The following is a 25,081-nucleotide window of genomic DNA, read 5'->3' as shown; positions in this document are numbered from 1 at the left end:
CCGGCGGGCATCGTACGAGTCGGCGTCAACCCCAGACCGCCGCTGCGCACGCCGTGCCCGCGAAAGCCGATCCCAGGCCCGCCACCACGCTCGCCGCCACGTTGGCCGCCGCCAGGAGGCGGGCGCCGTCCTCCGTGAGGCGGAGAGTCTCGTAGGAGAAGGTGGAGTACGTGGTGAGGGCGCCGCACAGGCCGGTGCCTATGAGGAGTTGGACGTGGGAGGAGGCGGCGCCCGCCGCGACCGCGCCGGTCAGCAGGCCGAGGATGAAGCAGCCGAGGACGTTGACGGTGAGGGTGCCCCAGGGGAAGACGGCGTCGTGGCGTTTCTGGACGGCGCGGTCGGTGAGGTAGCGCAGCGGGGCTCCGGCCATGCCGCCGATGATCACGAGGAGCCAGTTCACGCCTTCTTCTCCTTGCCCGGGTGACGCCGGGAGTGGCGGCCCGAGCGGCTGCCGGCGTAGCGGATGACCTGGCAGTCGTCCAGGATCACCAGCCCCGACTCCACCAGTTCGTCCAGTTGCGGCAGGAACGCCCGTACCCGGTCCGGGGTGTCGACGATGACGATCGCCACCGGCAGGTCCTCGTTCAGGGAGAGCAGGCGGGCGGTGTGGATCAGGGAGGACGCGCCGAAGCCCTCGATGCCCCGGAACACGCTGGCTCCCGCGAGGCCGGCCGCGTGCGCGCGGTGCACGATCTCGCTGTAGAGCGGCTTGTGGTGGTGGGTGTCGTGCTCGCCGACGAAGACCGTCACCCGGAGGGCGTCGCCGGTCAGCCGTGTCGCGGTCATCGCTGCCTCCAGGCCAGGACGCGGCGCGTGAGCGCGACCGCGAGTCCTACCGAGCCGAGGGCCGCGAGCAGGGTCGCGGCCAGATAGGCGAGGGCGGTGCGCGCCTCGCCGGCGTTCACCAGGCGCTCGATCTCGACGGCGTAGGTGGAGAACGTGGTGAAGCCGCCCAGCACCCCCGTCCCGAAGAACGGCCTGACCAGCCGGTGCGCCGTCCACACCTCGGTGATCAGCACCATGAAGACGCCGATGACCGCGCAGCCGGTCACGTTGACCAGCAGGGTGGTCCAGGGGAAGCCGGGGTTCGCCACGGGCCACAGCAGCGACGCCGCGTACCGGGCCGTCGCACCGATCGCGCCGCCGGCCGCGACCACCGCCACGACCGGTCCCTGACCGCGCCACGCCTCCTGCCGCTGGGCGGGAGAGCGCAGGTCGAGGTCGGGGTCGACGGGTTCGTTCGCCGTGGGTCGTGTCATGGGCGTACGTCTCCTACTCGCCGGGGCCCGCGCAGGCGGGCGCGCTCAGCCGCAAGTAGGGACTGTCGGCGGCGTCGATGCCGCGGTTCGGGTACGGCGAGCCCCACCGCCGCGCCGCGCGGGTGAGGCGCGGCCGGTCACCAGGGTAACGCGGGGGCGGAACGGGACGCAGCGCGGCGGTCGCGCCTACGACGGGGTCAGCGGGAGGTCGTCCGTGTACGCGTTGACCGGCTGGGCGATGGGGTGGGTCTCCCGGACGTCGAGCGCCGCCTCGGCGGTCTTCGTGCCGAGCCGGCCCGAGGGGTGCCAGGTGCCGGTGACCGCGAGCCAGGTGTCGGCGGGCGGGGCGTCGGTGCCGTGGACGCGGACCTTGACGGTCTGGGAGTCGGCGGCGCAGCAGGTGAAGATGATCCGGGTCAGGTACCAGCCGCCGCCTGCCCCGGCCGGGGTGACGAAACCGGTGAGCCGGACCTGCCGGCCCCTGATCGCCAGCGTGGGGTCCTGCTGGACGCGCTGGGTGAAGCCGGTGAGCGTCAGGGGGAGCGGGGAGGTCGCGGGGAGGTCGGGGAAACGCTCCTTCGGGGTGGTGGCGACCGGTTTCCCGTTGGCGTGGGCCGCCGTGTACGCGCCGAGGGCGGGCGGGGCGTAGAGGAGGAGGCTAAGGGCGGGGAGGGCGAGGAGCCAGGCGACCTTGGGGGCGGTGGAGTGGTCGTGCCCGTGGGCGTGCTCGTGCCCCGCGTGGGACGCGTGGGGCTCCCGGCTTCCGCGCAGGTCGAGGCAGGCGTTCACCGCGCCCAGGAGCAGCAGGACGACGCCGGACGCGATCAGGACGGGGCGCAGGCCCTCCTTGACGTAGCGCAGGTAGAGGTCGGTGAAGAGGGCCGTGTGCAGCAGGCCGGCGCCGACGAGGGCGAGCAGGGCGGTCTGGGGGAGGCGTCTCACAGCAGCGCTCCTCCGATCAGGGCGCTGGCGGCGACGGCGACGACCGTGGTCGCGGCGGAGAACCGTACGGCGAAGGCGCGGCCGAAGGTGCCCGCCTGAAGGGCGATCAGCTTCAGGTCCACCATGGGGCCGACCACCATGAAGGCGAGCCGGGCCGTGGGGGAGAAGCCGGTGAGGGAGGCCGCCACGAAGGCGTCCGCCTCCGAGCAGACGGCGAGCAGGACGGCGAGCCCGGCGAGGAACAGCACGGAGAGCCAGGGCGAGCCGGAGAAGGCGTCGAGCACGGTGCGCGGTACGGCGACGTTGAAGGTGGCCGCGGCCATCGCGCCGAGCACCAGGAAGCCGCCGGCGTGCAGGAAGTCGTGCTGGAAGCCCTGGCGGAACTCCGCCCAGCGGCTGTGCCCGTGCTGGTGGCCGGTGTGCCGTACCGCCGGGCGCAGCCACTTCTCCTTGCCGAAGCAGAGCCACAGCCAGCCCATCACGGCGGCGGTGGCCAGCGAGGCGACCAGCCGGGCGGCGACCATCGCGGGGTTGCCCGGGAAGGCGACCGCCGTGGCGGTGAGCACGATCGGGTTGATGGCGGGCGCGGACAGCAGGAAGGCGAAGGCGGCGGCCGGGGTGACACCCCGCCGGATCAGGCTGTTGGCGACCGGTACGGACGCGCACTCGCACCCCGGCAGCACGGCGCCGGCGACCCCCGCGACCGGTACGGCGAGCGCGGCCCGCTTGGGCAGCACGCGGGTGAACAGGTCGGCCGGTACGAACGCGTTGATCGCACCGGACAGCACGGTGCCGAGGATCAGGAACGGCAGCGCCTGCACGGTGATCGCCAGGCAGACCGTGCGCCACGCCTGGACGGCGGGCCGGTCGAGCACTCCGGCGCGGGCGAGCAGCAGCACCGTGATCCCGACGGCAGCGGCGGCGGTGAGGGCGAGCAGGGGGCGTACGGGGCTGGGGCGGGCCGGTGGAGCGGTGGGGGTGACGACCGTCGCCGCCCTGTCGACCACTCCCACCAGCTCATCCGTTTTTCCCATTTTCACTCCGGATGTCGGTGTGTGGCCGACGATAAGCGAGGGGCGTGCGCGCGGTGAGGTGCACACGCCGTCTCGCCTCCGGATGCCCCAGGAGGTTCCGGCCCCGGCCCGGGTCAGGCCAGCTGGCCGGCCTGGTAGTCGCCGGCGGGCATCCGGATCATGACGTTCATGCGGTTGTAGGCGTTGATGAGGCCGATCAGGAACACCAGGGCCGCGAGCTGGTCCTCGTCGTAGTGCTTGGCCGCGTCCGCCCACGCCTCGTCGGTGACGGCGCCCGGGGTGTCGGCGAGGCGGGTGCCCTGCTCGGCCAGTTCGAGGGCGGCGCGCTCGGCGTCGGTGAAGACGGTGGCCTCGCGCCAGGCGGCGACCATGTTCAGCCGGAGCTGGGTCTCGCCCGCGTGCGCGGCCTCCTTGGTGTGCATGTCGAGGCAGAAGCCGCAGCCGTTGATCTGGCTGGCGCGGATCTTCACCAGCTCCTGGGTGGCGGCGGGGAGGGTGGAGTCCGAGACCACCTTTCCGGCCGCGTTGATGTGCTTGATGATCTTGCCGGTGGCGGGGATGGCGAAGGGGTTGAGGCGGGCGGTCATGGTGCGCTCCCGTGGGTCGGTTCCGGTGGATTCACGGTTACGACGGGCGGGGTGGCGGGGGTGTGACATGCGGGGGTGTGAGCTGGGCCACCATGGGGTCGGGGTCCGGGCACATGGGGTGCGCCGACATGGGGCTCGGCCACATGGGGGTCGGCCACATGGGGGTCGACCACATGGGGGTCGACCACATGGGGCTCGGCCATTTTCCGGGCTAGGAGATCGCCCTTGGCTGTACATGCCGCAGGGCCGGGGCGGCTTCGCGGTCTCTCTCCCCCGCGCCGTTGCCGGTTCCGGGCTGAAACGTCTTCATTTGCGGTCGTTCAGGAAAATAGGGATCTCGTCGCGGGTCGGGTAGTTCGGCAGAGGTGCGGGCTTGCCCTGAAGGAACGCAGTGATGACGGCGACGGCCCGGTCGTTGTTGTCGTCCAGGCCGTTCCACATGTGGTGTCCGACTCCGGGCATGTACTGCGTGCGCTGGATGGCGAGGTCACTGGCAAGGACGGTGGTCTCCCATTGACGAAGCTGGGAGGAGCACTCGGCGATCATCAGCATCGCGGGAGTCCGGGAGTGCCTCAGCTTCGAGGCTATGGAGGGGGAGTCCTTGACCGTCTGCTGGATGCGGAGGCTGGCGGCGGGGCTGAACGAGAAGTTCTGGGCGGTGTCCTCGGCGGGGATGCGGTGCGCGTCGCGAGCGCAGTAGGCGGACGCGGTGTCGCTGCCGAGGTCTGCGGCGGTGAAGGCATTGTCGCCTTCGGCCTGTCCGATCAGTCCGGTGTCGGGGGTGAGGAGTCCGAGTCGCATAAGACCGAACGCCACGGCGTACCGGGGGACGTGCGTCGATCGCGGTCCGGTCATGGCCGGCGCGAGGCCCCGTGCGGATTTTCGGCCCTTGTGCCCGGTGATGCGGGCGGTGGAGCCGTCCATGGGGCCGGGCTCAGCGATGATCGCCCGGTGCAAGCGTGCGGCGATGCCCGGGTCGGCCAGGGCTCGGGTGAGCACGGCCCCGCCTGAAGAGAATCCGAGGATGTCGACCTTGCCCTTGTTCAGGCGGTCGGCGAAGGCTGCGAGGTCGCGGACCGGCCTGGAGATCGTGTACTGGCTCATGGGGATCAGGTCGCTTCGTCCGCCACCGGCCTGTTCGTAGGCGTAGACGTCGTAGCCCTGGCGTGCCAGGAGTTGCAGGAACCGGTGGTCGAGCACCGAGATGCCGCGGACCGGTCCGCCGTTGAGGTACACGAGCGGGATCGGATGCCGGGTGCCGGGGTTCACGGGCGGGTAGTGGTACACCGCTACCCGGCTGCCAGTGGCCAGGCTCCAGTGCTGCGTGGCCACGAAGGGTAGGGCGGGCGGGTATCGCCGGGCCGTCGGCACGGTCGGGATACAGACCGACGCCGTCAACGCTGCCGCGACAACCACCGGCAGGAGCGGCACCAGCCGCGCCGGCCAAGTGCGGCGCCGTCCCAGCCACATTGCCAGGACAGCTCCGATTCCAAGGGTCGTCAACCATGCGGCGAGCCCCGAGCCTGCTCCACCTGTGAGGGCGATCAGTGCGAGAAAGGCAACGACCAGCATCGTCACGGCGGCCAGGGCCAGCAGTAAGCGTCCGGTGAAGCGGACAAGACGTATGGCGGACATGGGCACGGCGGACCTCCGACAGTTTCAGAACACTGTTTCAAAACGACGTTATCAGAGGGAGTAGGCTGCTGGCCGTGGGTAGGCCGAGAACAAACGACGAGGCCGTCAAAGAGCGGCTTGTGGAGTGCGCGACCGAGATGCTCGCCACCCGTCCGCGGGAGTCGCTCACGGTCCGCGCTGTGGCCGCTGCCGCCGAGGCGTCGACGACGGCGGTGTACTCCCTGTTCGGCGGCAAGGACGGGCTGATCGGTGCCGTGCGCGACAAAGCCGTCGCCGGCCTGTTCCAGGACGTGTCGGCGGTGCAGACCTCCGCGGACCCGCTCGCCGACCTCTACGCGCTGGCCGTCGCCTACCGTCGCTGGGGGCGAGGACACAGCCACCTGTACACGGTGCTGTTCGGTGGTGTGCAGTCCTTCGACCCATCGGGGGAGGTCGGTGCCAGTGACCCGATCCGTCCGCTTCTCGCGGCGATCGATCGTGCCGTGACAGCGTCCGTCCTCGCCGGCGAGGCAACGTCGATCGCACTGTCGATCTGGGCCACCCTCCACGGGCTGGTGACTCTTGAACTGGCTGGGGCCTTCGACGCCGCGACGGCCGAGGCCGCATTCCGCTCGACGATTCATGCCACGTTGCGCGGATGGACGACCCCGGCGGTGTTCCGCGGCCTTCGCCAAGCAGAACTCGCTCATTGACAGGATCAGGGCCGGTTATGGGGGCCCGCCCTCCCGGTCCCTGCCGGGTCGAGGGTGCGTGGTCGGTGAAGACCGGCATGCCAAGGGTGACCAGCTGCGGCCGACCATCGGCCGGAGATCGCTGAGGCTGTTGAGCTTGGCCATCGCAGCGTCGAAGCTGACCTGGAGTCCCTCGACCTCGCCGAGCCAGCCGTTGGCGCGGGCTTCGCGGATGCGCTCTCGGAGGTTCTGGATGATCTCGATGAGGCGTGGTCTCTGGCGGGGATCCAGCTGGCCACTCGGAATCCGCTGGGAATGTGTGCAGGAGAGCCACATGGGGCGCACACACTCTGCTGATGGTCCCGTTACGGTGGCGGGCGCTCACCCGCGCCCGTCGACCCAGGAAGACCGCGAATGGACTACTGCTCCGCCTGCCGTCGGCATCTGAACGGCGCCCTGGTCTGCCCCGGCTGCGGCGACTGCGCCTCCCCGGATCTGGCCCCGATGCCGGTGCGCACCAGCCCGTACGCCGTGCGGCGGCCCGGCGGCGAGGACGTACCGGCGCCCCGGCGCGGCAGGTCGGTGCCCCCGCCGGTCGCCGCGCAGCGTCCGGCGGCGGTGCCGTCGGGCAGCGGCCGTGCGGCCCGGCGCCGTGAGCAGTCCCGCTGGAGGAAGACACGTCGCAGGGCCGCCCTGGCGACCGCCGTCGCCCTGGTCGGCGGTGGCTTCACCCTCGCCGCCGCCCTGAACCACCAGCCCGCCGACCGCACCCGCCCCACCGCGGCCCAGGGTGAGCAGCCGATGGGCGGCACGGGTCCCGAGGCCACGGCCGGCCTCCCGGTACCGGCGACCCCCGCGACCGGTCGCCCCACCCCCGCCCCGAGCACCCCGCACCACACGAGCGCCAAGTCCAAGGCCCCGGCCGCACCCCGCTCCAGCACCACCCCCGCCCCGCACAAGGCCACCCCGAAGGCCACCGCCTCCTCCCCCTCCGCGTCCCCCTCGACGCGTCCCCACTCCCGCCCCCTGCTCCCGCTCCCCCACGACCCGATCCCGGCCCCGGCCTCCACCACCCCCCTCACCCCGCCGCAGCAGTCCCCCACCTCCACGAAGCCCGCCCCCGCGACGGACGCCACGACGCCCACCCCCACCGAGCGCACCGGCCCCCCGTCGACCACGCCCTCCGCGCCCTCCGCGCCGCAGTCCCCGACGCCCACCGACTCGCACTCCCCCACGGCGGCCCCCTCCGCCTCCCCCTCCCACGTCTGCCTCCTGATCCTCTGCCTGAGCTGAGCACCCGGCCAGGCCGGACACCGCCGGGGCTGAACCCGGAGCCGCCGGTCAAGAGGTGAGCGAGCCCGGCCGGGCATCAGCCGTCCCTCGTGGACCAACCCCGGCCGGGCAGCAGCCTCTCCCCGCCCCCGGGTGGACCAACCCCGGCCGGGCATCAGCCGCCCCCGGTGGAGCAGCCCCGGCCGGACACCGCCCCACCCCTCCCAGGACGTACCGGAAGAAGACCCGCACCACCGGAACCGGTCACACCCCGACCAAACCAGCCCCAACACCCCTCACCTGTTCCACGTCTCGTCATAGGGGTCGGCCGGAGCGGCCACCGGCCGGGCGGACGTCACCCGGAGGTACGGGATCAGCCCGTTGTTCACCGGGTCCCGCGTCACGCGCGAGGCGTACACCCCCGTCACCTCCATCCACGCGTCCGGCCGCAGGACCGGCGGGAGTTGGCCGGTGAGGCCGATCTTGACCGGCTGGGCGTCGGCGGCGCAGCAGTTGAGGGCCATGCGGACCAGGTACGGGGAGCCGTGGGCGTCCAGGGCGAGGAAGCCGGTGACGCGGACGGTGCGGCCGCGCAGGGAGTGGGTGTAGGCGGCGCGGGAGGCGTAGTCGACGACGCTCAGCCGGACGGGGTCCGAGGAGGGCAACGGGTCGAGGCCGTAAGGGGGTTGGAGTGCCGTACCCGTGCGGATCGCGCTGTAGGAGCCGAGGGCGGGCGGGGCGATGAGGATGAGGGCGAGGACGGGCAGCACCAGGAGCCAGGCCACGCCGGGCTCGGGATGGCCCCCGTGACGTCCGGACCGTTTCCGCTCGTACCAGACCGTCGCCAGCGCGGCCGCGATCAGGACCGCTCCCGCCGCCAGCACCAGCGGCCGCAGACCCGACTTGACGTAGCGGAGATACAGATCCGTCGTCCCCGCGTGCAGCAGCGCCCCGCCGAGGAGGAACATGACGGCGGCCTGCGCCTGCCGGTTCACAGCAGCACCGCCCCGGTGACCAGCGCGCCCGTGACGGCCAGCGCGAACGTGGCCGGGGCGAAGCGCAGCGCGAAGCCACGGCCGAAGGTGCCGGCCTGCATGGCGAACAGCTTGAGGTCGATCATCGGGCCCACCACCAGGAACACCAGCTTGGCCGTCGGGGAGAAGTCGGTCAGCGAGGCGGCGACGAACGCGTCCGCCTCCGAGCAGATGGACAGCACGACGGCGAGCACGGCGAGGGCGAGCACCGCGAGGAACGGGTCGCCCGCGGCCGTGCGCAGCCACTCCGCCGGGGCGACCGCCTTCAGGGTGGCCGCGGCCATCGCGCCGACCACCAGGAAGCCGCCCGCGTGCATGGTGTCGTGGCGTACGGAGTTCCAGAAGGTCTCCGCCCTGGTCTCGCCCTCGTGCGCGCCGTGCGCGGGCGGGCGCAGCCAGTCGGCGCGGCCGAGCCGCTGCCACAGCCAGCCCATCGCGCAGGCGACCAGCAGGCTGGCGGCGAACCGGGCGAGGACCATCTCGGGGTTGTTCGGGAAGGCGACGGCCGTGGCGGTGAGCACGATCGGGTTGATCGCGGGCGCGGACAGCAGGAACGCCAGCGCAGCCGCCGGGGTCACGCCCCGCCGTACCAGCGCGCCCGCCACCGGCACCGAAGCGCACTCGCACCCCGGCAGCACCGCGCCCGCCAGCCCCGCGACCGGTACCGCGAGCGCGGTCCGGCCGGGCAGGGCGCGGGCGAAGAAGGCGGGCGGGACGAAGACGGCGATGGCGGCCGAGAGCAGCACCCCGAGAACCAGGAAGGGCAGCGCCTGCACGGTGACGGCGACGAACACCGTGGTCCAGCTCTGCATCACGGGGGTGCCGAGCGCGCCCCGGATCGGCGCCTGGGCGAGGACGGCGAGCAGCAGCACCAGGGTCAGGACGAGGGGGGAGCTGAGGCGGGTACCGGCACCGGCACCAGCACCCGTGCCGGTACCAGGATCAGCGCCGCCAGTACCCGGATCACTGCCAGGACCGGGCCGGGTACCAGGATCGGTACCAGTACCAGTACCAGTACCGGCACCCCCCGTCCGTTCGCCAGGCGGCGGTACGTCTTCGGTGATGGCCACGGGTGGAGACCTCCGGCTGGATGCGGCTGCCAGGGCGTACGCGGCCGCGGGTGGGGCCGTTCAGGTGATCGCTGGAACCGGGCGCCTTCTTGGGGCAGTCTTTTCCCTCGTGGCGAACAGCGTTCCGTACCAGGGCGGTTCAGGTGGCGCGTCGGCGCCGATGGTGGTGTGCGGGGACGACGGTCTCGCGCACCGGCTGTCCGCCGAGTTGCGCGGAGTCTACGACGAGCAGGTCGTGCTCGTCGTGCCGCCGAACGCCCGTACCGCGCGGCGGCCGGTGGTGGGGCGGCCCAGGTCGGCTCCGGCGGCGCTCTTCGACCGGGTGGTGTCGGTGGCGGTCGGCCGGGGCGGGCCCGTGCCGGGCGGGGGCGAGTCCGCCGCGTCCGGCCGACGGCCGGGCGGGGAGCGGGTGCTGGAGGCCGAGTTCCTCACCGAGCAGGTGCTCGCCGAGGCGGGGGTGGAGCGTGCGGCCGCGCTGGCGCTGGTCTACGAGGACGACGAGACCAACATCCGGGCGGCGCTCACCGCGCGACGGCTGAACCCCCGGCTGCGGCTCGTACTGCGTCTCTACAACCGCCGGTTGGGACAGCACATCGAGGAACTCCTCGATCAGGCGGCCGTGCTGGTGGGCGAGTCGGAGGAGGCGCTGAGGGACGCGGCCACCTCCGTGCTCTCCGACGCCGACACCGCCGCGCCCGCGCTCGCCGCGACCGCCGTCGCCGGTACCGGCAAGGTGATCCAGGCGGAGGGGCTGCTGCTGCGCGCGGTGGAACGGGTGGCACCTCCGGCCGGGAGCCCGGCGCCGCCCGGCCTGTGCACGCTCGCCCTGCTGTCCTCCGACGGGGACGACGAGGGGCCGGTGCTGCTGCCCGACGACGAGAAAGTACAGCGGGCCGGGGCGCGGTCGCGGGTGATGCTGGAGCGGTTCTCGGCGGCGGAGGGCGCGGGGCCGGGGAACGGCCTCGGCGTGGGCGGTGTCCCGCCGCTCTCCTCCCTGTTCTCCAAGCAGTTGAGGTGGTCGCTGGCGGTACTGGCGGGCTGTGTGATCGCGCTCGCGGTGGCCCTGTCGATCGTGACCCGTATCCACCCCCTACAGGCCTTCTACTTCACCCTGCTGGACCTGTTCGCCATCGACGACCCCGCGCTGGGGGAGCCGTTGGGGCGCCAGATCCTCCAACTCCTCTCCGGACTGGTCGGGCTGCTGCTGCTTCCCGTGCTGCTGGCCGCCGTACTGGAGGGGCTGGGCACCTTCCGTACGCAGTCCGCGCTGCGCAAGCCTCCGCGCGGACTGGGCGGGCACGTGGTCCTGCTGGGGCTGGGGAAGATCGGCACGCGGGTGCTGATCCGGCTGCGCGAGCTGCACGTGCCGGTGGTGTGCGTGGAGGGCAATCCGGAGGCGCGCGGGCTCGCGGTGGCGCGGCGGCTGCGGGTGCCGGTGGTGATCGGGGACGTCACGCAGGAGGGCGTGCTGGAGGCGGCGAAGATCCACCGGGCGCACGCCCTCCTCGCGGTGACCAGCGCGGACACCACCAACCTGGAGGCCGTGCTGTACGCGCGGGGCGTCCGCCCCGACCTCCGCGTGGTACTGCGCCTGTACGACGACGACTTCGCGACCGCCGTGTACCGCACCCTGCGCGTCGCCCACCCGCTGGCCACCACCCGCAGCCGGAGCGTCTCCCACCTGTCGGCCCCCGCCTTCGCCGGAGCCATGCTGGGCCGCCGCGTCCTGGGCGCGGTCCCGGTGGAACGCCGGGTCCTCGTCTTCGCGTCGGTCGACGTGGCGAACCGCCCCCGGCTGGAGGGCCGCACCCTGGCCTCCGCCTTCGAACCCGGCGTCTGGCGCGCCCTCGCCGTCGAGAACGCCCCCGACGCCCCACCCGACCGCCTCCTCACGAAGGACGACCGGGTGGTGATCGCGGCGACGCGCCGGGGCCTGGCGGAGTTCGGCTGAACCGTCCCGGCAGAGGCGCTCTACTCCCCGGCTCCCCCCAGGTGCCGCCGGGCGAAGTCCATCTCCAGCCGGACCTGCTTGATCCGCTCGTCCACCACCAGGGAGCCGTGGCCCGCGTCGTACCGGTACACCTCGTGGGGGGCGCCCCGGACGCGGAGGCGCTCGACGTAGTTGTCGATCTGGCGGATGGGGCAGCGGGGGTCGTTGACGCCGGCGGAGATGTAGACGGGCGCCTTGACCTGGTCGACGTAGGTCAGCGGGGAGGACGCGGCGAAGCGGGCCGGGACCTCCTCCGGGGTGCCGCCCAGGAGGGTGCGGTCCATGGCCTTCAGCGCCTCCATCTCGTCGTGGTAGGCGGTGACGTAGTCCGCGACCGGCACCACGGCGATGCCCACCGTCCACGCCTCCGGCTGGGTGCCGATGCCGAGGAGGGTGAGGTAGCCGCCCCAGGAGCCGCCGGTGAGGACGAGGCGCTCGGGGTCGGCGAGACCGGAGGAGACGGCCCACTCGCGCACCGCCGCCACGTCCTCCAGCTCGATCAGCCCGACCCGGTGCTTGAGGGCGTCGGTCCAGGCGCGCCCGTACCCGGTGGAGCCGCGGTAGTTGACGCGGACCACGGCGTACCCCTGGTCCACCCAGGCCGCCGGGCCCGCGGCGAAGGAGTCGCTGTCGTGCCAGGTGGGGCCGCCGTGCAGGTCGAACACGGTCGGCAGGGGACCGGTGGCCCCGGCGGGCTTCTGGACGAGGGCGTGGATGCGGCCGCCGGGGCCGTCCACCCAGACGTCCTCCACGGCGACCGAGGGCGGGCTCTTCAGGCCGGGCGGGTCGAGCACGACGTCACCGCTGGTGGAGCGGACCACCGGCGGCTCGGCGGCCGAGGACCACAGGTACTCGACGCTGCCGTCGGGGCGGGCGGTCGCCCCGGAGACGGTGCCGGGCGGGGTGGGGATGCGGTCCAGCTCGCGGGTGGCGAGGTCGTAGCGGAACAGCTCGCTGCGGGCCTCGAAGCCGTGCGCGATGAGCAGGGCGGAGCCGTCGGGGTACCACTCGGCGGCCACGTCGCCGGGCAGGTCCAGCGGGAGGTCCGTCTCCGCGCCGCTCGCCACGTCCCAGACCAGCGGCTCCCAGCGGCCCCGGCGCTGGTGCCCGATGAGGAGGCGGGTGTCGCCGTCGACGGGGGCGAAGCCCAGCACCTCCAGGCCCAGTTCCTCGGTGCCGCCACGGGTGTCGTCCAGGTCGGCGACGGCCGTGCCGTCGGGGCGCAGCACGCGCAGGGCGCTGTGCATGGCGTCGCCGTGCTCGGTGTGCTCGATCGCGATCAGCGTGCCGTCGTGCGAGAGGTCGCCGACGCCGGCGGACTCGCGGTGCCGGTAGATCTCCACCGGCGCCTCACCGGCGCGCGCCAGGTGGATCGTCGTACCGTCCTCGTCGGTCGACCGGCCGACCACGGCCGTCCGTCCGTCCCGGCCGAGGGCGAGGCCGGCCGGGTAGGAGGGCGCGAGGCCCGGTACGGCCGTCTCGTCGGGGCCGCCCCCGAAGGGCTGGCGGCGCCAGACCCCGAACTCGTCCCCGTCCTTGTCGTCGAACCACCAGATCCACTCGCCGTCCGGCGAGAGCACGCCGTCCGTGGTGCCGTTCGGCCGGTCCGTGGCCTGCCGCTGCGCGCCGCTCGCGCGGTCCCAGGCGTACAGCTCGTAGGTGCCGGTCGCGTTCGACACGAACAGCGAGCGGTCGGGCGCGTCCTCGGCCCAGTCCGGCAGCGAGACCCGCGGCGCGCGGAACCGCTTCTCCCAGTCGGGCATCTCCACAGCTTCGTCAGCTTTGTCCATGCCCCCTAGGATCACCTGTCCGACGCCCTACGGGACACCCCTGAGCTGGGCAAGGAGGTGCGGGGCCGGGCGGGGCCGGGCCCGGAGTGAAGGTGACAAAGGGGGCGCCGTACCTTTGGAGCGTGTACCGGTTTCTGCTGACACCCCGCTGGTGGGGCATCAACGTCTTCGTGCTGCTCGCCATCCCGTTCTGCGTGTTCATGGGGTCGTGGCAGCTCAGCCGGTTCGAGGGGCGGGTGCAGGATCATCGCACCGCCACCGAGCAGGCGGCGGACTCACGCCACGAGCGGGCGGTACCGCTCGCGCGGATGCTGCCCGTGGACAAGGCCACCTCGGGACGGCGGGTCGTGGTCAGCGGCGAGTACGGCAGGCAGCTGCTCTCGCCCGGCCGTGAGCTGGACGGGAAGACCGGCTTCTACGTCGTGACCCTGCTGCGCACCTCCACCGGCGAGTCCCTCCCCGTGGTCCGGGGCTGGCTGCCCGGTACCGCCGACGCGGCGAAGGCGCCCAGGCCCCCGGCCGGGAAGGTCACCGTCACCGGCGCGCTCCAGGCCCCCGAGTCACCGGGCAGCAACGGCGTCCCCGCGACCGGCGGACTGCCCGCCGGGCAGACCAACGCCATCACCCCGGCCTCCCTGGTCAACCTGGTGCCGGACCGGCTGTACGCGGCCTGGGTCACCCTCGACCGGGGTGACGCCGGGATGAAGGCGGTGCCCGCCCTCGCGCCCGTCGGAACCGGGCTCGACCTGAAGGCGTTCCAGAACCTCGGCTACACCGGCGAGTGGTTCGTCTTCGCGGGCTTCGTGGTCTTCATGTGGTTCCGCCTGCTGCGCCGCGAGGCCGAAGCCGTCCGCGACGCCGAACTGGGCCTGGTGACCGAGGGTGCCGGCGCCTCCGAGGACGCCGGCACCCCCACCGCTGTCTAACCCTCGGAGTGCATGCCGGTGTAGTACACCGTGCCCGCGCACGCGTTGGACACCACGGCCGACGACGCCGCACCGGAGGCCGCGCTGTAGGTGACCTGCACGCTGCCGTCGGCCTGGCCGTCGACGGTGAGGAGCTGCGGGGCCGCGCCGACCGTGCCGCCCGTGCCGCCCGTGCCCGAGGTGCCGGTCGTCGTGCCCGTGTCGCCGCTGGGCGAGGGGTCCGGCGAGGGCCCGCCGGTGGCCGAGCCGCCGCCGGTGGTGCTGTCGCCGCCACCCGACACCGGGCAGGTCTCCGAGGGCACGAAGGCGAACTTCTCCGCGTACGCCCCGCCCGGCCGCAGCACCAGCGAGGACACCGCCAGCGACGGATCGGGCAGCCCGCTCGCCGCGTCGCCGGACACATGCGCGACCACGCCCAGCTTGGCCTGGTCGGCCGCGCCCATCGCGATCGCGCCGACCTGGCCCGCGCCGGTGACCGTGCAGGCGGTGCCGGAGACGTTGGCGACCCGGAAGGTGCCGTAGAACACGCCGGCGGAGTCGGGCCCGCCCGCGCTGCCCGTGACGCCCAGCTGGGCCGGGGTGCAGCTCGCGGTGCCGGAGGCGAGGCTCGCCTCGGGGTTCGCGGCGCCCTTCCTGCCGGACTCGCCGCCGCCCTTCTTGCCGGGCGCGTCCTTCTCGCCGCCGTCCTTGCCGGTGCCGGGCTTGTCCCCCGTGGTGCCGCGGGTGTCGCCGGTGGCGCCGTCGGAGGCGTGGCCCTTGCCCTCGCCGCCCTGCGTCGACTCGGACTGGCCGGCCATCGCGGTGTTGGGGTCGGTGCCGCCGGTGTTGGAGACGTGCACCAGGGCCGGGATGGCGGTACCGAGCAGCAGGGCCGCCGCCGCCATGCCGACCGCCGCGTGCCGCTTGCGGGCCCGGCGCGCGGGAACGGCCCGCCGCAGGTGCTCCAGCGAGCCGGTACGGGGCTCCACGTCCTCCACCGCGGAGTGCAGCAGCCGCCGCAGCGCCTGCTCGTCCGCGCCGAGCCCGTCGTCCAGGCCGTCGGCCTCGATGCCCCGGCCGCCCCCGGAGCCGGACGACGGCGTGCCGCCCAGCTCCAGCAGCCGTTCGAGCCCGTCCAGTCCGTCGAACCCGTCGAGCTTTCGTGTCTCCGCGTCGGCGGAGGCGTCCGCACGGGCGGACTCCTCCCCGCGGCTGCCGTCGTTCACAGTTTCGTTCCCAGCGTGCGTCGGCTTGTCGTGTCGGTCTGCCCCCGTGGCGGACTCGTCGGCAGGCTCCTCGTGCTCGCTCACGTCTTCGCCCCCATGGACACCCGCAGCGCGGCGATGCCCCGTGAGCCGTACGCCTTCACCGAGCCCAGCGAGATGCCGAGCGTCTCGGCGACCTGGGCCTCCGTCATGTCCGCGAAGTAGCGCAGCACCAGCACCTCGCGCTGGCGGCGCTGAAGGCCCTTCATGGCCTTGATGAGCGAGTCCCGTTCGAGCTGGTCGTACGCCCCCTCCTCCGCGCTCGCCATGTCCGGCATCGGCTTGGAGAGCAGCTTCAGGCCGAGGATGCGGCGGCGCAGCGCGGACCGGGAGAGGTTGACGACCGTCTGGCGCAGGTAGGCCAGGGTCTTCTCCTTGTCCCGGACGCGTTTGCGGGCCGAGTGGACGCGGATGAACGCCTCCTGCACGACATCCTCACAGGAGGCGGTGTCGTCCAGGAGCAGGGCCGCGAGACCGAGCAGGGAGCGGTAGTGCGCCCGGTAGGTCTCGGTGAGATGGTCGACGGTCGTACCGGCGGCCGCGTCAGCCGCGGTGTCGTCGGCGCCGTCGCGCTGGCCGGGTATGCGGGTGGGACGCGCGGCGGGCATCGGCGCGATCACCGGCATGCCGCCGGGCACACGCGGACGGACCGCACGGGGCGGCCGGAGCGCCGCCGCGCCGCGAGCTGCTGGGGATACGCCCGGCTCGAAGAGAGTCGGTGCGAGTTCGAGTACCTCTGCCACGCCAGTTGGACACGCGTACCCCCGACAGGGTTGTACGTGCCGGGCGTCACATTCGCGACGACCGACAGTTCCTCAAGTGCCGCCATGCGTCCCGCTCTTCCCCTACGCCTAGTTGAAAGGGCGTCACCACGCCCCACCGCGACGCCCCGCGCCCGGAACCCACGTCCCGCCGCACCAGGGTGAGGGCAAAGACGCTCCCGGTGCTCGCGCGGTTGCGGAGGACTGGGAGGGAAATCCTCTGTCGTGACGAAGGCCGGGTACAAGTGGTTTGGACCATGGTTCCGGCCACATTTCCCAGGAGAATCCCACGAACGGCACAGGGTTCTCACATCATTTCAGCGGCCACCAGCTCGGCGATCTGGGCGGTGTTGAGGGCGGCGCCCTTGCGCAGGTTGTCGCCGCAGACGAAGAGTTCGAGCGCGGTGGGGTCGTCCAGCGCCCGGCGCACCCGGCCCACCCAGGTGGGATCGGTGCCCACCACGTCGGCCGGGGTGGGGTACTCCCCGGCGGCCGGGTCGTCGCACAGGACCACACCGGGGGCGGTGGCGAGGATCTCGCGGGCGCCGTCCACGGTGACCTCGTCCTGGAAGCGGGCGTGGACGGTGAGGGAGTGGGTGGTGAGGACCGGGACCCGTACGCAGGTGACGGCGACCGGCAGGGCGGGCAGGCCGAGGATCTTGCGGGTCTCGTCGCGGACCTTCATCTCCTCCGAGGACCAGCCGTCCTCGCGCAGCGACCCGGCCCAGGGCACCACGTTGAGCGCGACGGGCTCGGGGAACGGCCCGGTCAGCTCGCCCACCGCTCGCCGTACGTCGCCGGGCGCGGTGCCCAGGTCGGTGCCCGCGACCAGGGACAGCTGGGCGCGCAGCGTCTCGATCCCGGCCCGCCCGGCCCCGCTGACCGCCTGGTACGAGGAGACCACCAGTTCGCGCAGCCCGAACTCGGCGTGCAGCGCGCCGAGGGCGACGATCATCGACAGGGTCGTGCAGTTGGGGCTGGAGACGATCCCGCGCGGCCGCATCCGGGCCATGTGCGGGTTGACCTCCGGGACCACCAGCGGCACCTCGGGGTCCATCCGGAAGGCACCGGAGTTGTCGACCACGACCGCGCCGTGCGCGGCGGCGATGGGCGCCCACTGGGCGGCCACCTCGTCGGGCACGTCGAACATGGCGACGTCGACGCCCTCGAAGGCGTCCTCGGTGAGGGCGGCGACCTCGACCTCCTCCCCGCGTACGGTCAGCTTGCGGCCGGCCGAGCGCGGGGAGGCGAGCAGCCTGATCTCGCCCCAGACGTCCGCCCGTTGGGACAGGATCTGGAGCATCACCGCTCCTACGGCTCCGGTCGCCCCCACGACCGCCAGTGTCGGGCGACCGGTGCGTGCCATCAGCGGCCCGTGCCCCCGTAGACGACGGCCTCGTCGGTGTCGGAGTCGAGCCCGAAGGCGGTGTGCACGGCGCGGACGGCCTCGGGGACCTCGTCGGCACGGGTGACGACCGAGATGCGGATCTCGGAGGTCGAGATCAGCTCGATGTTGACGCCCGCGTCGCTGAGCGCCTCGAAGAAGGAGGCCGTGACGCCCGGGTTGGTCTTCATCCCGGCGCCGACCAGGGAGATCTTGCCGATCTGGTCGTCGTAGCGCAGGGAGTCGAAGCCGATGCCGGAGCGGTTGCGCTCCAGCGCGTCGATGGCCTTGCGGCCCTCGGTCTTCGGCAGGGTGAAGGAGATGTCGGTCAGGCCCGTGGAGGCGGCCGACACGTTCTGCACGACCATGTCGATGTTGATCTGGGCGTCCGCGATGGTCCGGAAGATGGCCGCGGCCTCGCCCGGCTTGTCCGGCACGCCGACGACGGTGATCTTGGCCTCGGAGGTGTCGTGCGCGACACCGGAGATGATGGCCTGCTCCACCTGCTGTTCCCCTTGCTCGATCGGCTCGCTGCTGACCCACGTGCCGCGCAGCCCGCTGAAGGAGGAGCGCACGTGGATCGGGATGTTGTACCGGCGGGCGTACTCCACGCAGCGGTGGAGCAGCACCTTGGAGCCGGACGCGGCCAGCTCCAGCATGTCCTCGAAGGAGATCCAGTCGATCTTCCGGGCCTTCTTCACCACGCGCGGGTCGGCGGTGAACACGCCGTCCACGTCGGTGTAGATCTCGCAGACCTCGGCGTCGAGCGCGGCGGCGAGCGCGACGGCGGTGGTGTCGGAGCCGCCGCGGCCCAGCGTGGTGATGTCCTTCTTGTCCTGGCTCACACCCTGGAAACCGGCGACGATGGCGATGTTGCCCTCGTCCAGCGCGGTGCGGATGCGGCCCGGCGTGACGTCGATGATGCGGGCTTTGTTGTGGACCGAGTCGGTGATGACACCTGCCTGGCTGCCCGTGAACGACTGGGCCTCGTGGCCCAGCTTTTTGATCGCCATCGCCAGCAGGGCCATGGAGATACGCTCTCCGGCGGTCAGCAGCATGTCGAATTCACGTCCGGCAGGCATCGGAGAAACCTGCTCGGCGAGATCGATCAGCTCGTCCGTCGTGTCGCCCATCGCGGAGACCACGACAACCACCTGGTTGCCGTTCTTCTTGGCTTCCACGATCCGCTTGGCGACGCGCTTGATGCCCTCGGCATCGGCTACGGAGGAGCCTCCGTACTTCTGCACGACAAGGCCCACGTGCGCTCCTCGCTCGGTTCGTTTGTGTCGGCTCAGTCTATCGAGCGTCCGAAATCCACCATCGCGCTCCCGCATGGTGAGACGTCGTCCGCCCGGTCCCGAACCTGCCCAGCGGTACGCGGGCCACGCGGAAAGTGCCCCGCGTCACAGCGTGTCAGTCGACGAACTCTTTCAGGGGGGCAGTGTCGAGGATGATGTCGACGGGGTCGGGCAGCTTGACGGAGGCGCCGAAGGGCGACTTCTCGGCATGGAGGTAGCGGCCGTTCTCCGGCTGGTTGTACACCACGACCGAGCCGTCGTCCCGGTCGATGAGCAGGTATACGGGGATACCTGCTGCGGCATAGCCGCCGGGTTTCTCGACTCGGTCTCGCTGGTTGGTGTCGGAGTCGTGCGACGTGACCTCCACGGGCATCAGTACACCCCCTGCGTCGGACCAGTCTCCGTGCCCCGCCGGGAATCCGAACGGCGCGAGAACACCATCCGGACGTGCCCGCCCCTTCCGATAGCGCTCGACCTTCATCCCTCGGTCTCCGTACAGCCAGAGCTCGGGGCGGTGCTGCATGCACAGCCGCTGCAACCAGGCGATGATGTGGTCGTGGTTGCCATCGGTCACCGGCTTGACCTGGACCTTCCCCTTGATGAACTCCAGCCGCACGGTCTCCGGGGCATGGCGTTCGAGCTCCTCGAACTCCTCGACGGACATCTGCGGCCGGTCCTCGGTCCTGGGGGTCATGGCGTCGCCTCCTCGACTCCATGGTGCCCCGGCCGGTGCCTCCTGCACGCTCATACGTCACTCCCCGCCCTGGGCCGCAGCCCGGCCGCCCTGCGCAGCTCGGCCGCCCACTGGGTCACGTCGACCACCCCGGTGTCGTCGGCCGGGTCGCGCAGGAACGTCTCCGGGAGGTACCCGATCGGCGGACCGCATGCCTCCGCCGCCTCCTCCGCCTCGATCTCGGCATGGCACTCGCGGCAGATCCCGTCGATGATCTCCGTCGTGCGCTCGTCCGCGTCGCAGGTGGCGCAGGCCATGATCACGCGGCTGACGCGGGCGCGGCGCCCACCGGCCTTCTGCCGGATCTTCGCCTTCGTCGGGGGCATCTTGTCCTCCAGTCGTTTACGGGCGAGTCCGCCCGGGTTGGTGACGGCGGGCGGGAGCCCGTCGGTCAGGGCCCTGGTGATCTCCTGCGGCGTCGCGCCGAGGCCCAGCCACTGCGCGGCGAGGGATTCGAGGGAACGGCAGTCCGACGCGGACAGGGACATGCGCGGGTCCGCGTCACGGAGGTCGGCGAGGGTGCGATAGGCGGCGCCGGGCTCGTCCGAGGGCTCCTCGGAGTGCTGCTCGGAGGGCTGTTGCGCGGGTTCCGCCGCGACGGCTTCGGCAGCCGCCTCCTCGGCCCGCGCCAGCCCCGACTCGTACCGGTCGGTGACGTCCAGGCCCTTGCGCCCGCGTACGAACTCCGCCCACCACTCCGGCGACCTGGGCGTACGTGACCAGTACGTCCGCGTCACCCAACGCATCGAGTTGTCCTCGATGGTGAGGTGCTCCCGGATGTGCCGCAGGTGGCCGGCCTCGGTGACGCGCTTCAGTGACGTGCGCACGGCCTGCTGGCCGTAGCGAGGGTGTACGGCGGCGATCGCCTTGTAGCCCATCGCGTGACCGTCGTCGAGATGGTCGACGAAGACGGCGATCTCGCGGTCGCGGGGGCTCAGATGTGCGAAGTCCGGTTCGCCGTGCGGGTTTTCGTCACCGGCAGAGCGCTTGCCGTAGCCCGATCTGGCCATGGGGTGCTGCGGGGACGGCAGGGCAGGGCTAGGGTGGGCGGAAGCCACGATCGAGTCTCTTTCGATCCGTAGGTCTAGGCCCCGGAGCCGGTGTTGGCGCACCGACCGGGGCCGATCTATTGCCGCGAACCTAGGGCGGCTTTACTCTCCAGCGCAAGCCGATCACAGAAAGTCACACTTTCGAGGTAGGCGGCTTCAACTCACCTGGAGATCTGGTTGGTTGGGTTGTTTTCACCCAGCCCGGAAACCCATGGAGAAGCTCGAAGCCCGAGGCTTGAGCCTCGGGCTGAACTGCGGCGACGAGTACGCGGCCGCTGTGTCCACGTCAGACGCGTCAGTTGCCTGTCGACGCCGAGCCGATGTCACCGCCCGCGGCGATGGACCCCGTACCGGAGGCGGTCACGCTGCCGGTTGCCGGTGCGCCGGACGCGGGCGCGCGAGGCGGCAGGGGGGAACCCGGCGAAGCCGCACCACCCGTGGACGCGACACCGATGTTCCCGCCCGCTGCGATCGTCCTCTCGCCGGAGGCGTGGACATCACGCGCTGAGGCCGAGGGGTTGGAGGGTGTGGTGGGGGAGGCGGACGCGCCACCGAACTGCGCGATCACCGCGAGCGCGAAGCCGATGAGACCGACGGCCCCTCCGCCCACACTCGCGACCTGATCCGCCGTGCCGAGATCCACGAAGGCGAAGCCGATCAGTGTGGCCACACCTGCTCCGCAGATCCCAAGTCCTGCCCACGCCCATGGCTTGAGTGTCATGCGGCCATTGTGGTGCAACGTCCGGGCGAGGAGGAGGCGTTGGAAGCAGATGACGTCACTCGTCAGGAGGCCCGGGAAGTTCGTCGATGACCGTGTGCAGTGCACCGAACACACGGAGCATGAAGGCGAGGGCGGACTCGTTCGCGCTGATGACCGAGAGCACTTCCATCAGGAGGTCTTTCGCAGGCTCGGCATAACGCGGATCCCGTGTCGCCGCGTACACCTGAAGCAACACGAGGCGGGCGACCACGGTTTCGGCGTGGTCGTCGCCGAGGACACGTCGACACGTGTCGAGATCCCGCTCCGCCGCGCTCACGTCTTCCTCCGTGGCACGCGTGAACTGCTCCGGGTCCACTGCCCCTATTTGTTGAATCAGGACACGGAGGGCGGCGATCAGACCCTCCTCGTCCCCTTCCCCGACGGAGTGGACCCCCGCCATGAGCTTGATCAGGGTTCCCGGGAGTTCCCGTTGGCCGGCCAGCGCGGTGCGCAGACTTCTCACCGAGAGGGTCGCAGGATCCTCCTCTCCCAAGGCCCGGGTGCAGTCAGCGAGAAGCTCGTCGCACAGGTCTCCGGCTCGCGTCATCTCACCGACCGCCGTCAGCGCCATGACCAGCCTGTTCCGCGCCTCGAAGGTCGAGCGTGCCTCCGCACCCCGCAGCCGGGCAACACCCGCGAGGCACGCTTCTGCCAGTCGCAAAGCTCGTTCCGTGTCCCCCTGCAACGAGGCGACCTGATGCATGTTCGACATGGCCGCCAAGGTCACCTCGTGGTCCGGCCCCAGGACTCGCGTGCAGTCGGCCAGAACCTCCTCCGCGACCGGGGCCGCCTCCTCGGCCGACTTCAGCATGCGTGTCGCCCGAGCCAATAGGACGCGGGCGACAAGCGTCTGCGCCCCTTCCGGGCCGTGATAACGAACGGACGCGACCTCCGCCCGCCCCAGCAGGTCGAACGCCCCGCCCGCGAGCCTCATCCCCGCACCCAGCATGTAGTCACCGGTCCGCGTCAAGAGGTACGCCATCGCGGCCGTGTCCTCCTCCGGCCGGACATGTTCGGCCAGTGCCTGGACATGTGGGAGCAGGGACCGCATCGCGGGCCACGCCGACGGGTCGCCGATGTCTTTGGGCACCGCGCGCGCAAGTGCCTCCACCGCCGCCGCACACGCGTCTCCGATCGCCTCCGGGCTCCGGTGCCGGTCTCCGTCGGCACGCGTGCGGGACACGGCCTGAACCAGTCGATGCACCGCCACCGTGTCACCCGAGAACGTGATCATGCTGTGGGCCGCCAGTCGCCCGAGTGCCCTGCGCACGGCCAGTGGCGTGCCCAGGTGAGCGAAGAGGCCGCGCGGAATGCCGTCGGGGGCGTACCAGGCCATTGTCAGCAGAATCCGGACTGCGAGGGGATCGTTCGCGAGGCGGTCCAGCGTGACGTGCCAGACGCGGGCGATCGTGCGTTCGTGGTCGCCGCCCTCGTGTGTTTCCGCGTACATCTCGCCGGGCGACGCGGCGAGGTCGTCCACATACACGCGGACCGTGCAGTCCGTCTGCAGGCAGTACGCCGCCGCCTGGGTGACGGCCAGCGGAAGAGAGCCCAGCTCCTCGCAAAGCTCGGCGGCATCGGGGTCCTCGCCGCCCCGGATGCGGGTGAAGAGGCGCACCGCGTCGTCGCCGGACAGGACGTCCAGCGGGATCTCTTCCGCGACACCGTGCCATCCGGTCGCTCGTTGGCTCGTGATCAGGAAGCGCCCCGAGGGGGCTCTGGACAACAGGGGCTCCACGTCGGCCGGGTTCGTGACGTTGTCAAGGACGAGGAGCCATCCGCTGTGGGACGCGAGCCATCGACTGCCCCACTCCGTTAGCTGCTCCGGGGGAAGAAGAGGGACGAGTGACGGCTGAAGGGCGGCCGCGAGGGCGGCGACACCCGCGTCGATCGCGCTGCGGCTGCCGGCCGGGATCCACCACACCGGCGCGTGGGTCGGTCCGCACTCGACGGCCCAGCGCGCGGCGAGCGTGGATTTCCCGATGCCGCCAAGGCCACGCAGCACCTGTGCGAGAGGCCGGCCTGGCGGGGCCGGGGCCGCCCGCAGCAGCCCGAGTTCATCGCTGCGCCCGACGAAGAGCTCCGCGCGGAAGGGAAGATTGGTGAGACGGGGCGGACAGCTCACCGACTCCGCGGGTGGGCACGCGTCCGGCAGCAGCATGCCTACGTTCTCGATGTGCAGGGCGATCGCACCCGGTCCCGTCATCGCCTGCGCGATGCTGCCGCCGGCGGCGATGGCACCGGCACCGGAGGCGTCCGTGGCAGGCCCGGGCCGACGGTCGAACAAGGCACTCATGCATCACATCATGACCGCCCGCAGGACCCGTCGTCAGGCGTACGGCGGGAGTTGGGCACCGTGCCCGGCACCGGCGCGCCTAGCGCACCTGGCGGATACCGAGCGGGGTGCCGATCTCCTCGGCCATGACCCGGCCCGCCTCCCGCTCCAGCGCCTCGTCGCCCAGGTCCTGGTCGGTGTCGAGGCCGTCCAGCTCCTCCAGCGGCTGGTTGAGGCGGACGTGGATGAGGACGGACTGCAGGGCGCGCAGCACGGCGGAGGCGGTGGAGCCCCAGTTGGAGAAGTAGGAGAACTGCCACCACCACAACGCCTCGGCGGTGCGGCCGGCCCGGTAGTGGGCCATGCCGTGGCGCAGGTCGGTGATGATGCCGGCCAGGTCGTCGGAGATCCGGGCGGCGACCGGCGCGGTGCGGGGCGCGTACGGGTCGAAGACCTCGGAGTAGACGTCGACCGGGTCCAGCAGGCGGGCCAGGTTCTCGCGCAGGCCGTCCGCGTCCGGCTCGGGGCCGGGGTCGGGCTCGTAGCGCTCGTCGGGGAGGAAGTCCTCGTGCGCGCCGAGGCGGCCGCCGGCCAACAGGAGCTGGGAGACCTCCAGCAGCAGGAAGGGCACGGTGGAACCGGGCTCGTCGCCCTTGGCGACCTCGGTGACGGCGACCAGGAAGCTCTCGATCTGGTCGGCGATCTGGACGGCGAAGTCGTCCGGGTTCTGCGACGTGGCGTGCAGCGTGGCGTCAGACATCTAGGAGTCGTCTCCCCTCGAAGGCGCGGCCGAGGGTGACCTCGTCCGCGTATTCCAGGTCCCCGCCGACCGGGAGGCCGCTGGCCAGGCGGGTGACCTTCAGACCCATGGGCTTGATCATGCGGGCGAGGTACGTCGCCGTGGCCTCGCCTTCGAGATTGGGATCGGTGGCGAGGATCAGCTCCGTGACGGCGCCGTCGGCGAGGCGGGCCAGGAGTTCCCTGATCCGCAGGTCGTCCGGGCCGACGCCCTCGATGGGGCTGATCGCGCCGCCCAGGACGTGGTACTTGCCCCGGAACTCACGGGTGCGCTCGATGGCCACGACGTCCTTGGGCTCCTCGACCACGCAGATGACCGAGAGGTCGCGGCGCGGGTCGCGGCAGATGTTGCACAGCTCTTCCTGCGCCACGTTTCCGCAGGTCGCGCAGAAGCGGACCTTGGCCTTGACCTCCATGAGGGCGTGCGCGAGCCGTTTGACGTCGGTCGGCTCCGCCTGGAGGACGTGGAAGGCGATCCGCTGCGCGCTCTTGGGACCGACGCCGGGGAGCCGCCCCAGCTCGTCGATGAGGTCCTGGACCACGCCTTCGTACAACGGACTGCCTTTCCT

General features: G+C 72.0%; 24 protein-coding genes. 4 read left to right on the top strand and 20 right to left on the bottom strand.

Going from position 1 to position 25,081, the window contains the following annotated elements:
- Positions 1-25: 25 nt before the first annotated feature.
- The 7 genes from crcB to EV284_RS25830 all read right to left on the bottom strand — a co-directional run bounded on the left by crcB (position 26) and on the right by EV284_RS25830 (position 5,457).
- Positions 26-400 (bottom strand): fluoride efflux transporter CrcB, encoded by a 375-nt coding sequence (crcB, locus tag EV284_RS25860; RefSeq protein WP_130338189.1) that lies wholly within the window; start codon positions 398-400, stop codon positions 26-28.
- A complete protein-coding gene (locus tag EV284_RS25855) occupies positions 397-786 on the bottom strand; it encodes a DUF190 domain-containing protein (protein WP_130338187.1) in 390 nt (129 codons plus the stop codon). The genes crcB and EV284_RS25855 overlap by 4 nt, the downstream gene beginning before the upstream one ends.
- Entirely contained in the window at positions 783-1,259 is a 477-nt protein-coding gene (locus EV284_RS25850) for a CrcB family protein (RefSeq protein WP_130338185.1), read from the bottom strand. The genes EV284_RS25855 and EV284_RS25850 overlap by 4 nt, the downstream gene beginning before the upstream one ends.
- 186 nt (positions 1,260-1,445) lie before the next feature.
- Positions 1,446-2,201, bottom strand: coding sequence for a TIGR03943 family protein (locus EV284_RS25845; RefSeq protein WP_130338183.1), 756 nt, complete (start codon positions 2,199-2,201; stop codon positions 1,446-1,448).
- Complete coding sequence (locus EV284_RS25840; protein ID WP_242625819.1) at positions 2,198-3,235, bottom strand: permease; 1,038 nt, start codon at positions 3,233-3,235, stop codon at positions 2,198-2,200. The genes EV284_RS25845 and EV284_RS25840 overlap by 4 nt, the downstream gene beginning before the upstream one ends.
- Before the next feature lie 113 nt (positions 3,236-3,348).
- Positions 3,349-3,822: a carboxymuconolactone decarboxylase family protein gene (locus EV284_RS25835; protein WP_130338181.1), complete on the bottom strand. Its 474-nt coding sequence runs from the start codon at positions 3,820-3,822 to the stop codon at positions 3,349-3,351.
- A 306-nt stretch (positions 3,823-4,128) separates the two neighbouring features.
- Positions 4,129-5,457, bottom strand: a complete 1,329-nt coding sequence (locus EV284_RS25830) for an alpha/beta fold hydrolase (protein ID WP_130338179.1) — start codon at positions 5,455-5,457, stop codon at positions 4,129-4,131.
- A gap of 74 nt (positions 5,458-5,531) precedes the next feature.
- On the opposite strand from EV284_RS25830, the gene EV284_RS25825 reads away from it, so the two are divergent.
- Positions 5,532-6,149, top strand: a complete 618-nt coding sequence (locus EV284_RS25825) for a TetR-like C-terminal domain-containing protein (protein WP_130338177.1) — start codon at positions 5,532-5,534, stop codon at positions 6,147-6,149.
- A gap of 393 nt (positions 6,150-6,542) precedes the next feature.
- Positions 6,543-7,421, top strand: coding sequence for a hypothetical protein (locus EV284_RS32835; RefSeq protein ID WP_165425641.1), 879 nt, complete (start codon positions 6,543-6,545; stop codon positions 7,419-7,421).
- 275 nt (positions 7,422-7,696) lie between these two features.
- On the opposite strand, the gene EV284_RS25805 is transcribed toward EV284_RS32835, so the two are convergent.
- Positions 7,697-8,395, bottom strand: coding sequence for a TIGR03943 family protein (locus EV284_RS25805; RefSeq protein WP_130338171.1), 699 nt, complete (start codon positions 8,393-8,395; stop codon positions 7,697-7,699).
- Positions 8,392-9,498 carry a permease gene (locus EV284_RS25800; protein ID WP_130338477.1) on the bottom strand — a complete coding sequence of 369 codons (1,107 nt, stop codon included), beginning with the start codon at positions 9,496-9,498 and terminating at the stop codon, positions 8,392-8,394. The genes EV284_RS25805 and EV284_RS25800 overlap by 4 nt, the downstream gene beginning before the upstream one ends.
- Before the next feature lie 166 nt (positions 9,499-9,664).
- Between EV284_RS25800 and EV284_RS25795 the strand changes: the two genes are divergently transcribed.
- Positions 9,665-11,455, top strand: coding sequence for an NAD-binding protein (locus tag EV284_RS25795; RefSeq protein WP_130338475.1), 1,791 nt, complete (start codon positions 9,665-9,667; stop codon positions 11,453-11,455).
- Between the two features lie 20 nt (positions 11,456-11,475).
- On the opposite strand, the gene EV284_RS25790 is transcribed toward EV284_RS25795, so the two are convergent.
- On the bottom strand, positions 11,476-13,284 hold the full coding sequence (locus EV284_RS25790; RefSeq protein WP_130338169.1) for a prolyl oligopeptidase family serine peptidase: 1,809 nt from the start codon (positions 13,282-13,284) through the stop codon (positions 11,476-11,478).
- A 122-nt stretch (positions 13,285-13,406) separates the two neighbouring features.
- Here EV284_RS25790 and EV284_RS25785 point away from each other — a divergent pair, with 122 nt between their 5' ends.
- Positions 13,407-14,210 (top strand): SURF1 family protein, encoded by an 804-nt coding sequence (locus EV284_RS25785; protein ID WP_130338167.1) that lies wholly within the window; start codon positions 13,407-13,409, stop codon positions 14,208-14,210.
- Here EV284_RS25785 and EV284_RS25780 read toward each other — a convergent pair.
- The 10 genes from EV284_RS25780 to recR form a co-directional block, all read right to left on the bottom strand.
- Positions 14,207-15,415, bottom strand: coding sequence for a hypothetical protein (locus EV284_RS25780; RefSeq protein WP_242625818.1), 1,209 nt, complete (start codon positions 15,413-15,415; stop codon positions 14,207-14,209). The two genes, EV284_RS25785 and EV284_RS25780, sit on opposite strands and share 4 nt — an antisense overlap.
- An 80-nt stretch (positions 15,416-15,495) precedes the next feature.
- The gene (locus tag EV284_RS25775) at positions 15,496-16,080 is read right to left on the bottom strand and encodes a SigE family RNA polymerase sigma factor (RefSeq protein WP_130338165.1); all 585 of its coding nucleotides are present in this window, start codon (positions 16,078-16,080) and stop codon (positions 15,496-15,498) included.
- Between the two features lie 442 nt (positions 16,081-16,522).
- Positions 16,523-17,581, bottom strand: coding sequence for an aspartate-semialdehyde dehydrogenase (locus tag EV284_RS25770; RefSeq protein ID WP_130338163.1), 1,059 nt, complete (start codon positions 17,579-17,581; stop codon positions 16,523-16,525).
- Complete coding sequence (locus tag EV284_RS25765; protein ID WP_086695469.1) at positions 17,581-18,858, bottom strand: aspartate kinase; 1,278 nt, start codon at positions 18,856-18,858, stop codon at positions 17,581-17,583. The genes EV284_RS25770 and EV284_RS25765 overlap by 1 nt, the downstream gene beginning before the upstream one ends.
- Positions 18,859-19,012: 154 nt before the next feature.
- Positions 19,013-19,591: a Uma2 family endonuclease gene (locus tag EV284_RS25760; protein WP_130338161.1), complete on the bottom strand. Its 579-nt coding sequence runs from the start codon at positions 19,589-19,591 to the stop codon at positions 19,013-19,015.
- A gap of 50 nt (positions 19,592-19,641) precedes the next feature.
- Entirely contained in the window at positions 19,642-20,688 is a 1,047-nt protein-coding gene (locus EV284_RS25755) for a hypothetical protein (RefSeq protein WP_347402205.1), read from the bottom strand.
- 286 nt (positions 20,689-20,974) lie between these two features.
- Positions 20,975-21,349, bottom strand: a complete 375-nt coding sequence (locus EV284_RS25750; protein WP_165425639.1) for a hypothetical protein — start codon at positions 21,347-21,349, stop codon at positions 20,975-20,977.
- 106 nt (positions 21,350-21,455) lie between these two features.
- Positions 21,456-23,735, bottom strand: coding sequence for a tetratricopeptide repeat protein (locus EV284_RS25745; RefSeq protein ID WP_130338157.1), 2,280 nt, complete (start codon positions 23,733-23,735; stop codon positions 21,456-21,458).
- A 79-nt stretch (positions 23,736-23,814) separates the two neighbouring features.
- Positions 23,815-24,474 carry a DUF5063 domain-containing protein gene (locus EV284_RS25740; RefSeq protein WP_130338156.1) on the bottom strand — a complete coding sequence of 220 codons (660 nt, stop codon included), beginning with the start codon at positions 24,472-24,474 and terminating at the stop codon, positions 23,815-23,817.
- Positions 24,467-25,066 (bottom strand): recombination mediator RecR, encoded by a 600-nt coding sequence (gene recR / locus EV284_RS25735; RefSeq protein ID WP_130338154.1) that lies wholly within the window; start codon positions 25,064-25,066, stop codon positions 24,467-24,469. Before recR ends, EV284_RS25740 begins: the two co-directional genes overlap by 8 nt.
- Between the last annotated feature and the right edge of the window lie 15 nt (positions 25,067-25,081).

The sequence above is a fragment of the Streptomyces sp. BK022 genome (assembly GCF_004217355.1).
GTDB lineage: Bacteria > Actinomycetota > Actinomycetes > Streptomycetales > Streptomycetaceae > Streptomyces > Streptomyces griseoluteus.
Note: the sequence above shows the minus strand (reverse complement) of the source record. Positions and strands in the feature narration are given on the sequence as shown.